Genomic DNA, 12,861 nt, shown 5'->3' on the forward strand with positions numbered 1-12,861 from the left:
CAAAATACATCCATTTTCTCTATCCAGTATACAATGATTTTAATTTCCATGTAGGAAACTAAAGATTCTATATAGCGGGATAAACGAAAAAACGTTCCTACTTCATGTAGAAACGTTTTTTCAATTTGCCCATCTTATTATTCTTTACGTGCTGCTTCGACAACGCGTTTCATAGCCTGTATCTGTCCCAAATGATTGGCCTCATGGAAGACCCCAAAATTTGCAAGCTCGCCAAAGGTTTCTAAACCAAGAAATGGTACTGCAAGCCGATCATTCAAGCGTTCGGCAGGAATCTCTTTAATGCGAATGATTTGCTCTTGTAAATGGCGGGATAATTCTTCTAAAGAAGGAACATCACCGTTCCAATCAGCTGGTTTGGTTCCATTCCCAAATAATGAAACATAATTCTCCGGCAGATTGGCTGATTTTTTAGGAAACCCGAACATAAATTGCTCTGCTACTGTTAACACATGCCCAATATGCCAATGAATGGTGTTACTAAATCCTTCCGGTTGTACATCAACGATTGTTTCGTCCAGTGCAGTAGTGATATTTTTTAAAAAAATTCCCCTAGTTACCTCAAAATGCTTGAACAATAATTCGCTCATTTCTTAGCCTCCCCATTTTTTAATCGGTTCTATTTTAACCCAAAATCATCCAATTAGGAAAATCAAATGCCTTACATTTCTTTAGGAGCCTCGATACCTAATAAACGTAAACCTTCTTTCAGAACAACCGTTACAGAATAAACAAGGGCTAGCCGTGCTTGCTTCTCATCGTTGTCTTCAAGAATTTTCACTTCTCCATAATATTTATTAAAGGCTTGGGCTAGGTCAACCACATATTTAGCTACCTGGGAAGGATCGAACTGGTTAAGCGCTCTTTTGATTGCAATTGGGAATTCTATTAGCATGCTGATAACCTTCCATTCTTTTTCCCAAGAATAATCCATTGCCACCAGCTGCATATCGGCGGACCAATTTCCTTTACGTAAAATCGAACAAGCCCGTGCATGTGTATATTGTACATATGGACCCGTTTCTCCCTCAAACCGAAGCATTTCTTCTAATGAAAACTCAATATCATTCATTCGGAAGTTCTTTAAGTCATGGAAAATAACTGCTCCAACACCAACTTGTTTCGCAACCGTATCTTTGTTTTCAAGATTTGGATTTTTCTCTTCAATATTATGGCGCGACATGGAAATCGACTCATCCAATACCTCTTCTAATAAAACAACCTTCCCTTTTCTTGTCGACATTTTCTTTCCGTCTTTCAACATCATGCCAAATGGGATATGGACCATGTTTTGTGCCCAGTCATAGCCCAATTTTCCTAAAACAGCTTTTAATTGTTTAAAGTGGAGGCTTTGTTCATTTCCAACCACATATAAGGACTTATCAAAATCGTAGGTTTCTTTCCGATAAAGAGCAGCAGCTAAATCACGTGTAGCATAAAGTGTGGCACCGTCTGACTTTTTGATTAAGCATGGCGGCAGCTCTTCCTCTGTTAGTTCCACCACCTGTGCCTGATCCGATTCTACCAACAGTTGTTTCTCTTCAAGAAGTTTAACCACCCGGTCCATTTTGTCGTTATAAAAAGCTTCACCATTAAATGAGTCAAACGAAACATTCATTAATTCATATATTCTAGAGAACTCTTTGAGAGACTCATCACGGAACCATTGCCATAACTCCTGCGCTTCCTTGTCACCGTCTTCAAGCTTTTTAAACCAGCTTCTGCCTTGGTCGACAAGAGATGGATCATTTTCTGCCTCCTCATGGAACTTGATATAAAGGGCTAACAGTTCCTTAATTGGGTTTTCCTTTACCTCCTCGGCATCTCCCCAAAGTTTATAGGCGGTAATTAATTTTCCAAACTGCGTCCCCCAGTCGCCAAGATGATTAATTTTCACCGGCTTATAGCCGCATTTTTCAAGAATTAAGGACAGCGAATTACCAATAACCGTGGAGCGCAAATGGCCCATCGAGAACGGCTTGGCGATATTCGGGGAAGACATATCAATTGGCACCTGCCCGCCATTTCCTATTGCCTGCGTGCCAAAGTTGCTTTCTTGAGTGTTAATTTCCTTGATTACCTGCTCGGATACCATCTGCTTATTTAAAAAGAAGTTTAGATAAGCGCCAATTACTTCTATTTTTTCAAATAGAGGAGATTGAATTTTGCTGCTTAGTTCCTCGGCTATTTGATTTGGTGACTTTCGTTTTACTTTTGCTAGTGTAAAGCAGGGAAAGGCCAGATCACCATGTTCTTGGTTTTTTGGTTTTTCAATAAGTTGTTCGAGATTCTGAACTGAAATCTCTCCCTTAAGCGACTCAAAAAGGATTTCGGCAAGCTCTTTCTTAAAATTCATGTTAAAACCTCCATATTAATTTTCTCCAAAATAAAAACTCCCGCCTCTAATAAAAGAGACGAGAGTTATCCCGCGGTACCACTCTAATTGTTCAAAAAGAACCAGCTTACGCTTTGTAACGGAGAATTCTCCGGCATACCCTACTCTAAATTCGGACAGGCATCTCGAAAGTGCGCTTCATTATCTTCTCTTGGTTTCAGGCTCCCACCTCCCCTGAATCGCTTTGCCCTCAAAGATAACTACTCTCTTTGTCATTGATTTTCTTGTATTAATTACCAGATATTATACTGGAACCTACGCGATTTTTCCAGTGGTTGTTTAGTAATTTTCCTTATAAGAGGAAATCCTAACGGAAAGGAGGGATTTGTATGTCTATAAGGAATAAAATCCTCGTTCCTGAAGCGAGGTCCGGATTGGATGAGTTAAAAGCCAGAGTTGTCAATGCCAAGAGCCCGGAGGATGCAAAGTTTGAAGCAGCGGAAGAAACGGGTGTACCTTTAAAGAAAGGATACAATGGTCAGCTTACCTCTGAGCAAGCCGGAAAAGTCGGCGGCAGATTAGGTGGCAGCATGGTTCGCGAACTTGTGAAAATGGCACAACAGAATCTAGGGAAAAATAAGTAAGCATAACTCTCTTCGCAGATAAAAGTGAGGTTTGCGCAGATAAATCACCTTGCATCGCAGATAAAATCTTAACTTCCGCAGATAAATTCCAATTTACCGCAGATAAACGCCTTTTTAACACATTAAAGGGGTGCCCCTCAGATTTGGAGCACCCCTTTCATCATCCTTCTTGATGCTGCACATTTTGCCGCTTAAATTTAGCAACAAAGAATGCAAGTGTTCCTGCTAAGAATGCTATAAAAAATACCGAAATATACCCGATATTTTCCCACATAAAGCTAATGTCGCCTGTTGAAATAATCGACCTGAATCCTGCAATAGAGTATGTCATTGGCAAGAGGCGAGTCATTTTTTGCAGAATCCTTGGCACCAATTCAATCGGATATGTTCCGGCACTGCTGGTTAGCTGCAGGATTAAAATAATAACAGCCAAGAAGCGCCCCGGATTATCCAATACTGTTACAAGGAATTGAATAATCGCTAAAAACGTCCAACTTGTAAAAATACTCAGCATTATGAATAACGGCACACTTTTAACTTCTAATCCAAGCCCTGTTAGCAGGACAACATCCGCAAGCAGTGCCTGCCCTACGCCAACGATTAACAAAATTCCTAATTTACCCGCAAACCAGCTAAAACCGCTTTTTGGTTTTCTTGCAGGTTCATACATCGGAAAGATAATCGATAACATTAAAGCCCCGACAAACAAGCTTAATGATAAGAAGTAAGGAGTAAATCCTGTACCATAATCAGGAACATGGTTCATTCGATCTTCTTTCAGTTTAACCGGTTTCGCGAACATATTATAAACACTGTTATTCGCTTTGACATCACTTGCATCTTGGGCTCCATCCTTCAATTTATCTTGTAATTCCTTCGACCCATCGGCAAGCTTTTCCATTCCGCTGGTTAAATCAGCAGAACCATTCCCAAGTTTGGACATTCCGCCAGTTAAGCTTTTCGTTCCATCATATAATTGACCAGTTCCTTCCGATAATTGCTTGGAACCATCAGCAAGCTTATTTGTTCCGTCTTGAAGTTTTGTTGAGCCGGCTGCTAACTCATTTAAACCAGAAGAAAGATTGCTGCTTCCGTCTGTAATTTGGCTAAAGCCTTTCTTTGCCTCATTCAGTTTATCCCCAAAGGTGCCTAAACCCTGGACTAATTGACTCTGGCCATCTTCGAGCTGTTTTGCTCCGGAAGACAATTGGTTGACGCCATCGGCAAGTTGATTCTGACCGTTGTTCAATTGACTTGCCCCGGCTGCCAGCTGATCGGATCCCTGTTCTAACAGGGCTGCATTATCAGATAGAGCCCCTACGCCTCCTGTAACCTTCTGGCTCCCTTCTGATAATTTCTCCAAATTTCCTTTTAGGCCTTCTAATTTAGCTTTTTCAACCGGGTCATTTGTTTCTTTTTCCATTTGCGTTACAAACTCAATCGTTACCTGTAATCCTTCGCTAACCTGAGCTGAACCTGTTTTTGCATCTGCAGCACCGGCTCTCCATTTTTCCATGGAAGAGGAAAGTCCCGTTGCGCCATCAGCCAATTGCTGTGAACCTTTTTGCAGGTCTGGCATTTTCGATGCTGCTGAATCAAGCCCATCTGTTAATTTTTTTGCACCTGCTTGGGATTTCTGTGCCCCATCTAACAATTTGGCATTGCCGTCCTGCATTTGAGTAAGCCCCGTATCAAACTGCTGCAGCCCGCTTTCAAGATCCTTAGATCCAGATGACGCGGATTGTAATCCTTGTGAAAAGGTAATTGATTTTTCAGCAAGTGTTTGTAAATTTTGTTCAATTTTATTTGCACCGTTATTGACTGAGCTTGCACCGTTCGTTAATTTAGCTGCGCCAGTTTTTGCGGTACCAATGCCTGAATTTAACTTTCCGGCTCCTTCTTTGGCTGAGTCGATGCCGTTATGGAGTTCCTTGGCACCATCACTCGCCTTGTTTAAGCCTTTAGCCACATCCTTGATTTGATCAAACATGGATTCGGCATATGTTTCTGTCACAGCACCTGCCACTTCTTCTTTTATCTTTTCAATGGCGGAGTCACCAATTTTTGATGAAAGATAGTTCGTTCCCTCATTCGGAGTATAAATGAGAGTTAATTTTTTCGGATGATTGCTTTGTAATGTGGTAGCATTTTTTGAAAAATCTTTTGGAATTTCAATTTTGATATAATAATCCTGTTTTTCTAAGCCTCTATTTGCTTGTTTTTCACTTACAAATTTCCAGTTAAAGCTTTTTTTATCCTTTAACTTTTCTACTAAGTCTTCACCGATTTCAAGCTTTTCCCCATTATACACCGCACCTTGGTCATAATTGACAACGGCTACCGGTAATCGGTCTACATGACCATATGGATTCCAAAACGCCCATAAGAACGTCCCGCTGTAAAGCAATGGAATCGTCATGACGCCAATAATGGCGATTAGCAGTTTACGGTTATGGATAATCCCCAAAAGCTCACTTTTCAAAGATGATAAAGCTTTCATATAATGCCTCCTTTTTGGACAAAATCCATTTAATAAAAATTGACTAAAATCCCCATTCGGTCATTCATGAGTAAATAAAGAAGATTATCAAATTGATAATCCTTTTAATAAAAAGACCTTCATTAGCTCTGCAATTCGCTCTGAACTTAAGGGTTCATGATTTTTTTCCCAATCAGAAACAAGGGCAATGTATATTTTTAGAAGTAAAAAGCTGGTCATTTCTGGGTCGACTGCAGGAATTGCTCCCTTAGAAATAGCTATTTCAATTTTTTGCTTTAGGTAAGCAATAATTTCTTCTTCCACATGCTGCAGCATCTCAGAAACCGCCAATGTCCCCATTTCCGTTTCTTCTTGGATCAATTTAATCATAAGCTGGTGCTGTGAACGGAATTCTAATAAACGGTAAAGGGCTCGATGGACGTTTTCTGTAAAGGGCAGTTCCGGCTGAATTACATCCTCTGCCTCGGCAATCATTTCTTTGACTAATGAAGAAACAATTTCTTCAAACAGCTCTTCTTTATTTTTGAAAAAGGTATAGATGGTGCCTTTCCCCACATTCGCAAGCTTCGCCACTTGGTCCATCGTCGTTGCTTTATAGCCAAATAAGGAAAAAGACTTTGTGGCTGCCTCTACAATCATCTTTCTACGATCTGTCGCCATACGAACCTCCTTTTTGACCGTTTTGGTATTTTAGTCATTTTTTAATAAAAGTAACTATATCACATTTAACGGGCCGATTCAATATAAAAACATGGCCTCTTTTAAAAAAAGAGACCGTTTTTTTACATACAATTTAATTATGTCCTTTAGATTTAAAATCATTCTGCTGAAATCATAACACTCGTTCCCTGGCTACGCTCGGTTTAAGTTCCCGTTCAGGTATCGTTAATAAAATAACCGCTACGACAATAAATGCACCGCCCAACAATTGATAGGCTCCAAATGATTCTTTTAACCATACAATGGATAGAAATGCCGCCACAAGCGGTTCAATGCTCGATAAAAGGCCGGTTTCAATAGCTGTTAAATATTTCAAACTTCCAATATAGAGTAAAAAAGAAACCGTGCCACTTAATAGAATCATGATGAGCATCGTAAAAGTGCTATTTGTCAATGTTTGAGCCACATGGTGAAAACTAAAATCCCTTTTTAATCCCCATAGCACCACACCGCCAAGCAACATCCCCCAGCCAACAATTGGCAAAGTCCCCCATTGTTTAATTAAGGACTTAGGATGCAGCGTATAAAATGCAAAGGTAACAGCTGTTAAAATTCCATAAAGAATGGCCTGCTTCGATAAGATGACATTTTCAATCGAGCCATTTGTAATCAGATAAGATGTCCCCGACACGGCAGCAACCACTGCGAGCAATTGAATCGTCGTCGGAAGTTTCTTTTTCCGGGCGGCAACATAAATCGTAATGATGATGGGCCCAAGAAATTGAAATAAAGTAGCGGTTACTGCATTACTTTTATAAAGTGTTTCAATAAATGTAAATTGACCGGCAAGCATCCCGATTACAGCAAAAATGCATAGCTGAATCCAATCCTTCGGGTGCTTCCAAATTTCAAAAATATTATGTTTCGTAAAAAGCAAAAAACCTAAAATGGTGATGCCCGCAAACAGCAGGCGAATAACCAAATAATCTTCTGATGTTAAGTCGGTCTGATCAAAAAGCCATTGGATCATCGGGCCGGATAATCCCCAAAGGCTTGCACCGCTAATGATCATTATCAGACCAAGGTGTCTTGATGGTTTCATAATAAATCCTTCCTCCATTATCGATTCATCTTGAACATAGTGGTATTATATAAAACATCTGAACCTATAAGAAGTATCAGATTCATAAAAATGAAGGGGGCCAGTTTTCTTGTTGGAATTCACACCAAATCTTGAAACTCATCGTGATGAGCCAATATATATTCAGTTATATAACTATATTAAAAAGGAAATAAAGACAGGGAAATTGCCACCAAACACGAAGCTTCCCTCCAAACGAAAACTTTCTGCATATCTGCAAGTTAGCCAGAATACAATCGAAGCCGCTTACGGTCAGCTTTTGGCTGAAGGCTACATAGAGTCAAAACCACGGAGGGGATATTTTGTTTGTGAACTGGAACAAGCGAATTTCACCATTAAGCGGGCGGTTCAATTTGTCGAGGAAAAAAAGTACAAGGAACAATTTTTTGCTTATGATTTCACCTATGCCGGCGTGGATGCCGGGTCCTTTCCATTTGGTTTGTATCGGAAAATAACAAATGAAGTTTTGCGGATTGAAAATGGACAAGTGTTATTGCTTGGACATCCACAGGGCGATTTCGAGCTTCGCGAGTCGATTGCAAAATATTTATTTGAATCACGCGGGGTCCATTGCTCTCCCAGCCAAATTATCATCGGCTCCGGGACGCCTTACTTATTTAGCCTTTTACTCAAGCTATTGCATGGAAGTAAATTTGCTGTAGAAGATCCTGGATATCATCGGAGGCATTTTACCCATGGGCAAAATGACGAGGATGTACAGATGATTCCTCTCGACCAAGGCGGTATCATCCTCTCAGAACTAGAACAAAGCGGGGCAAATATAGTCTGTGTTACACCGTCCCATCAATTTCCTTGCGGGATGGTCATGCCGATTTCACGGCGAATGCAGCTCTTAAACTGGGCGGAAAAAGAAGCGAACCGTTTTATTATTGAAGACGATTATGATAGTGAATTCCGTTATGTCGGAAAACCGATTCCTGCGCTTCAAGGGCTGGACCAGAGCGAGAAAGTCATTTATATGAGCACCTTTTCCAAAGCACTTCTCCCCTCGTTACGAATTAGCTATATGGTCCTGCCTAAACCATTAATTAAAAGGTATCAAGCGGAATTATTTTTTTATGCCCAAACGGTATCGCGGATTGATCAAGAAGTCCTAAAACGATTTATGCAACATGGGTATTGGGAAAAGCATATTCAAAAAGTGAGGGTTGTCTATCAAAAAAAGCGGGATTTGCTAATTTCAGCGATTTCAAGCTATTTCCCCGATACAGTTGACATCATTGGTCAAGACTCAGGACTTCATATCTTAATACGGCCCAATAATGGCCTAAACGAGCAGGAACTGATTGATAAAGCTGCAGCATTTAGTATAAAAGTATATCCGGTCTCCCCCTATGGAAAAAATGATGATCGAACCGTGTTACTCGGTTTTGCCACTCTGACTGAGGATGAAATTGTTGAGGCCGTTCAGTCATTAGCGAAGGCTTGGTTTTACTAACCCCCTTTTGAGGAATTTGGTCAATACAATGGGGGCTTTCGGTTCGAATGTGTTCTTTCTATAAAAATAAGAATTTATTCAATCGTTTGATTAGTTTTTGCAGCTCAGATATATCAATGCTTTGATTTAATCAATCGTTTGATTAAATTACTAGTTTTTAAAATCAATTTCTAGGAAGTCCATGTAATACATTGTAATTGGTTATATCCTAAGGGAAAATCCACGTTAAAAGAGAATTTTTACAAGTATGGGTTAAAATGGAGATAGACCTAGTAAAAACGTAATTTCGAGTGGAGCCACCGTTGGATTATCGTCCGGGGTTGGCATCTTTTCCAAAAATTCAAAAGAAAGAAGGCATTGATTTGTTTAGAAAATGGGGACTTTTCCTTTTATTAGTCGTCATCAATTTAAGTGCTTGTGCTTCGGATCAGGCACCGGCTGAAAAAAAGGCAGCAAGGAATCTTCCAAAAATTGATCACATCGTTATTGTTGTAGAAGAAAATCGCTCACAAAAAGTTATTCAGGGAAACCCGTCAGCCCCGTATATCAATTCACTGATGAAGCAGGGAGCAAACCTAACGAATTTCCATGCCACCTTGCACCCAAGCCAGCCCAACTATTTGAACTTATTTTCCGGTTCAAATCAAGGTGTTATAGATGACGGAGTTCCTAAAAGGAAATTTTCTACAGATAATTTGGCAAGCGAGCTGATTGCTAAAAATTATACCTTTGCAGGCTATTCCGAGGACTTGCCTTCGGTTGGCTTTAATGGGGCATCGACAGGTCCCGGCGGTTATGCCCGTAAACATAATCCATGGATAAACTTCACCAATGTACCCAAAGAAGCCAATTTGCCATTGACAAGCTTTCCAAAGGATTTTGCTAAATTACCGACGGTTTCATTTGTCATACCAAGTCTTCGAAACGATATGCATGATGGTACGATTAAGGAAGGAGACGATTGGCTGAAGATGCATATTGACCCTTATGTCCAATGGGCGAAAAAACATAATAGTTTATTGATTGTGACCTGGGACGAAGATGATTTTTTGCAAGACAACAAGATTCCGACCTTTTTTGTAGGGCCAATGGTAAAAACAGGCCAATTTCCTGAAAAGCTAAATCACTTTAATCTTTTAAGGACGATAGAGGATGTTTACGGATTATCTCATGCGGGGGAAAGTAAGACGTCTGAGCCTATTAGGAGTATATGGGTTCGTTAAATGCAGTTTAATTTGGGCGGGGTTAACAAAGTGTTCATTTTTTACAACCATTTTGGCTTTATTTTTCTTTAAAATAAAGTTGTAGTTTTACAAAATAAGAAAGGTTGTGAAGTATGCTTTATAAACCTCGCCTCTTGCCAATTGATTTAATTAAAATGCGTTCATTGAATGCACGGATGAATTTAACCCCTACGGAGAGAAAGTACTATTTAAACCGTGAAAAGGGTTTTGAAGGGGAAGTAATGTTTGACATATTAACTGAGAAGCTTGAAAGTGATTGTTTGATCTTAAATGATTTATTGTTTGAGTTTAATAACACAGAATTTCAAATCGATACCAGCATGATATTTCAAAATACGATTATCCTTTTCGATGTAAAAAACTATGAGGGTGATTATTATATTGCAACTGACCGGTTTTACACCAAATCTAGTGAGGAAATCAGTAACCCTCTTTTGCAATTGGAACGAAGCCATTCCTTATTTCGCCAGCTCCTCAAAAGTATTGGATTTCAGATGCCAGTTGAAGCATCCCTTGTTTTTATTAACCCCTCATTCACTTTATATCAGGCTCCTTTAGACAAACCTATTATATTCCCAACTCAGGTAAATCACTTAATGAAAAAATTAAATTGTATACCGTCTAAGCTTAATTACAGACATACAAAGATTGCAGAAAAACTAGTTTCACTGCATAAAACGAAATCGCGGAATGCTAATTTGCCAGATTATGAGTACGGTAAATTGGAAAAGGGGTTCATCTGTGGTTCTTGTCATTCACTTTCGATTTCTGTGGATGAAAAGAAACTTGTTTGTGAGAATTGTGGGGCTGAGGAAACGATTAATGCTGCTATTGTGCGAAATGTACGAGAATTAATGTTTCTCTTTCCGGACTTGAAAATTACAACGAACCTTGTTCAGGATTGGTGTAAGGTAATTGAGTCGAAAAAGACGATTAGGAGAGTTTTGAAAGGGAAGTTTAAAGTAATAAGAAATGGGAAGTTTTTATATTTTGAGTGAGTTTTTGCATTTTTGATGTGTTCTTGTGAAGTTTGAATTTTTTATTGGGTCTGCGGAAAATCTTGTGTAAGTAAAGTTCGACAATCTTCGCAAGGCAAAAAATTAAAGGTATAGAAAAAATATCATCTGTCAAAAATAATATTGGCTTTTACCATAAAATAGGATAGGGCAATGCAGAAGTGCAACCCGAGCGGTTTTATGGCTTTTACACTAAAACGGACGGATTTATGCTGTCCGTTTTTTTTGTGTCCGTTTTAGGGAAAACAAAAGCGATAAACTTCAGGGGTTTGGGGACAGAGTCCCCAATTATGATGTCTGGTTCAAAATCTCAAGCTGGCTCAAGATCATGTCCCAATTACGGTATCGCATTGTCCACTTTTTCGTAATATTTTGAGATGCCAAGTAAAGCATTTTCTTTAAGCTATCATCATTAGGAAAAATGGATTTTGTCTTGGTCACTTTTCTAAATTGACGGTGAAGCCCTTCTATAATATTCGTAGTATATATTATTTTCCTAATTTCCTGCGGATATGCGAAGAAAGCAGCTAAAATATCCCAATTTTCTTCCCATGACTTAATTGCAGAAGGGTATTCTTTGCCCCATTTTTCTTTAAATTCAAAGAGTCTATCTAAAGCAGCTTCTTCATTGATAGAAGTATATATTTTTTTCAAATCAGCGACAAACTCTTTTAGATGTTTATAAGAAACATATTTGGTACTTGAACGGATCTGGTGAATGATACAACGTTGAATACCGGCAAAAGGATACACCGCCTGAATGGCTTCTCTAAAGCCTGAAAGCCCATCAACACAGAAAAGATTAACGGTTTTTACCCCTCGCGTTTTCAAATCATTCAACACACCTAACCAAAACTTACTACTCTCGTTTCCTCCAACCCAGATGCCCAGTATTTCTTTATATCCTTCATTGTTGATTCCCAAAACAACATAGGCTGCCTTCGAGACAATTTGGTGATTATCTCGAATCTTATAATGAATGGCATCCATGAAAATAAAAGGATAATAGGCTTCAAGCGGACGGCTTTGCCACTCATTTACTTGTGGCATAATTTTCTCGCTAATCTTACTAACTAACTCAGATGAAATCTCAACATTATAGAGATCCTTTACCTGTTCCTGGATATCTCTAGTGGACATACCGTGAGCGTATAGAGACAATATTTTTTCTTCAAGACCATCCACATTTCGTTGGTATTTGTCTAAAATTTGGGGCTCGTACGAGCCCTTTCTGTCACGAGGAACATTAACTTCCACTTCACCAAATTGTGTTTTTAATTTCCGTTTTGTAGATCCATTACGGTAATTGCTTGGTTCATCACTCCGGCGTTGATGTTTATCATAACCAAGCTGCTCATCCATTTCACATTGAAGAACTTCTTCCAAAATATCAGAAAACATTTCTTTAATCGTTTCCATGATTTGATTGGTACTTGTGAATTTTTGTTCCCTTACAATTTCTTTGATTAATTCCTTTGGTAGTTTCATGTCGAAAAAATCCTCCTTAGCAAAAATTATTTATCCTAATTCTCGCCAAGGAGGATTGATTTCAAACTTATTTACACAACTTTTTCCGCACTGTCTTTTTATTCAAGTTCTTTTGATAGTGCCCATGCTTTTTGCTTTTTCCTGTTCACGGGCACTATCTATGCTCGATACTTCCAGCTTCTTTGCCTTTTTCATTTTCTTGGGCACTATCACCCCTCGATTGTTCCCGCTCTTCTCGTTTTTTCTCCTGCACGGGTACTATCACCTCTCGATTGTTCCCACTCCTCTTGTTTTTTCTTCTCCTTGGGCACTATGAACCCGGTTTGTTCCCGCTCTTCTCGTTTTTTCTCTTGCAC

The 12,861-nt window shown here is 39.3% G+C and carries 11 protein-coding genes and 1 other annotated feature; of the genes, 4 read left to right on the forward strand and 7 right to left on the reverse strand.

What is annotated here, in order from left to right; translation table 11 throughout:
• Nucleotides 1-137: 137 nt before the first annotated feature.
• Nucleotides 138-608 (reverse strand): DinB family protein, encoded by a 471-nt coding sequence (locus tag J2Y67_RS22035; RefSeq protein WP_310177525.1) that lies wholly within the window; start codon nucleotides 606-608, stop codon nucleotides 138-140.
• A gap of 71 nt (nucleotides 609-679) precedes the next feature.
• Nucleotides 680-2,374: an arginine--tRNA ligase gene (argS, locus tag J2Y67_RS22040; protein ID WP_310177527.1), complete on the reverse strand. Its 1,695-nt coding sequence runs from the start codon at nucleotides 2,372-2,374 to the stop codon at nucleotides 680-682.
• A 51-nt stretch (nucleotides 2,375-2,425) separates the two neighbouring features.
• Nucleotides 2,426-2,638 (reverse strand) — a binding site (T-box leader).
• Between the two features lie 104 nt (nucleotides 2,639-2,742).
• On the opposite strand from argS, the gene J2Y67_RS22045 reads away from it, so the two are divergent.
• Complete coding sequence (locus J2Y67_RS22045) at nucleotides 2,743-2,997, forward strand: alpha/beta-type small acid-soluble spore protein (protein WP_310177529.1); 255 nt, start codon at nucleotides 2,743-2,745, stop codon at nucleotides 2,995-2,997.
• Between the two features lie 160 nt (nucleotides 2,998-3,157).
• Here the strand turns inward: J2Y67_RS22045 and J2Y67_RS22050 are convergent, their stop codons facing one another.
• From J2Y67_RS22050 to J2Y67_RS22060, 3 genes are all read right to left on the reverse strand, one after another.
• The gene (locus tag J2Y67_RS22050) at nucleotides 3,158-5,497 is read right to left on the reverse strand and encodes a YhgE/Pip domain-containing protein (protein ID WP_310177531.1); all 2,340 of its coding nucleotides are present in this window, start codon (nucleotides 5,495-5,497) and stop codon (nucleotides 3,158-3,160) included.
• An 87-nt stretch (nucleotides 5,498-5,584) separates the two neighbouring features.
• A complete protein-coding gene (locus J2Y67_RS22055; protein ID WP_310177533.1) occupies nucleotides 5,585-6,157 on the reverse strand; it encodes a TetR/AcrR family transcriptional regulator in 573 nt (190 codons plus the stop codon).
• Between the two features lie 172 nt (nucleotides 6,158-6,329).
• Nucleotides 6,330-7,259 carry a DMT family transporter gene (locus tag J2Y67_RS22060; protein ID WP_310177535.1) on the reverse strand — a complete coding sequence of 310 codons (930 nt, stop codon included), beginning with the start codon at nucleotides 7,257-7,259 and terminating at the stop codon, nucleotides 6,330-6,332.
• 109 nt (nucleotides 7,260-7,368) lie between these two features.
• On the opposite strand from J2Y67_RS22060, the gene pdxR reads away from it, so the two are divergent.
• From pdxR to J2Y67_RS22075, 3 genes are all read left to right on the forward strand, one after another.
• Nucleotides 7,369-8,757 carry a MocR-like pyridoxine biosynthesis transcription factor PdxR gene (gene pdxR / locus J2Y67_RS22065; protein ID WP_310177536.1) on the forward strand — a complete coding sequence of 463 codons (1,389 nt, stop codon included), beginning with the start codon at nucleotides 7,369-7,371 and terminating at the stop codon, nucleotides 8,755-8,757.
• A gap of 302 nt (nucleotides 8,758-9,059) precedes the next feature.
• Nucleotides 9,060-9,980, forward strand: a complete 921-nt coding sequence (locus tag J2Y67_RS22070; protein ID WP_310177538.1) for an alkaline phosphatase family protein — start codon at nucleotides 9,060-9,062, stop codon at nucleotides 9,978-9,980.
• A 113-nt stretch (nucleotides 9,981-10,093) separates the two neighbouring features.
• Nucleotides 10,094-10,999, forward strand: coding sequence for a nuclease-related domain-containing protein (locus J2Y67_RS22075; protein WP_310177540.1), 906 nt, complete (start codon nucleotides 10,094-10,096; stop codon nucleotides 10,997-10,999).
• Between the two features lie 306 nt (nucleotides 11,000-11,305).
• On the opposite strand, the gene J2Y67_RS22080 is transcribed toward J2Y67_RS22075, so the two are convergent.
• The gene (locus J2Y67_RS22080; RefSeq protein WP_310177541.1) at nucleotides 11,306-12,505 is read right to left on the reverse strand and encodes an IS256 family transposase; all 1,200 of its coding nucleotides are present in this window, start codon (nucleotides 12,503-12,505) and stop codon (nucleotides 11,306-11,308) included.
• Nucleotides 12,506-12,714: 209 nt separating this feature from the next.
• On the reverse strand, nucleotides 12,715-12,861 hold the full coding sequence (locus J2Y67_RS22085) for a hypothetical protein (protein WP_310177545.1): 147 nt from the start codon (nucleotides 12,859-12,861) through the stop codon (nucleotides 12,715-12,717).

It is taken from the genome of Neobacillus niacini, from assembly GCF_031456445.1.
In the GTDB taxonomy this organism is placed as follows: domain Bacteria; phylum Bacillota; class Bacilli; order Bacillales; family Cytobacillaceae; genus Neobacillus; species Neobacillus niacini_I.

Bases quoted from the DNA above. Each gene is read 5' to 3' on its own strand.
- J2Y67_RS22060 (WP_310177535.1), bottom strand. From the start codon at position 7,259: ATGAAACCATCAAGACACCTTGGTCTGATAATGATCATTAGCGGTGCA.
- J2Y67_RS22045 (WP_310177529.1), top strand. From the start codon at position 2,743: ATGTCTATAAGGAATAAAATCCTCGTTCCTGAAGCGAGGTCCGGATTG.
- J2Y67_RS22075 (WP_310177540.1), top strand. From the start codon at position 10,094: ATGCTTTATAAACCTCGCCTCTTGCCAATTGATTTAATTAAAATGCGT.
- J2Y67_RS22035 (WP_310177525.1), bottom strand. From the start codon at position 608: ATGAGCGAATTATTGTTCAAGCATTTTGAGGTAACTAGGGGAATTTTT.
- J2Y67_RS22050 (WP_310177531.1), bottom strand. From the start codon at position 5,497: ATGAAAGCTTTATCATCTTTGAAAAGTGAGCTTTTGGGGATTATCCAT.
- argS (WP_310177527.1), bottom strand. From the start codon at position 2,374: ATGAATTTTAAGAAAGAGCTTGCCGAAATCCTTTTTGAGTCGCTTAAG.
- J2Y67_RS22055 (WP_310177533.1), bottom strand. From the start codon at position 6,157: ATGGCGACAGATCGTAGAAAGATGATTGTAGAGGCAGCCACAAAGTCT.
- J2Y67_RS22080 (WP_310177541.1), bottom strand. From the start codon at position 12,505: ATGAAACTACCAAAGGAATTAATCAAAGAAATTGTAAGGGAACAAAAA.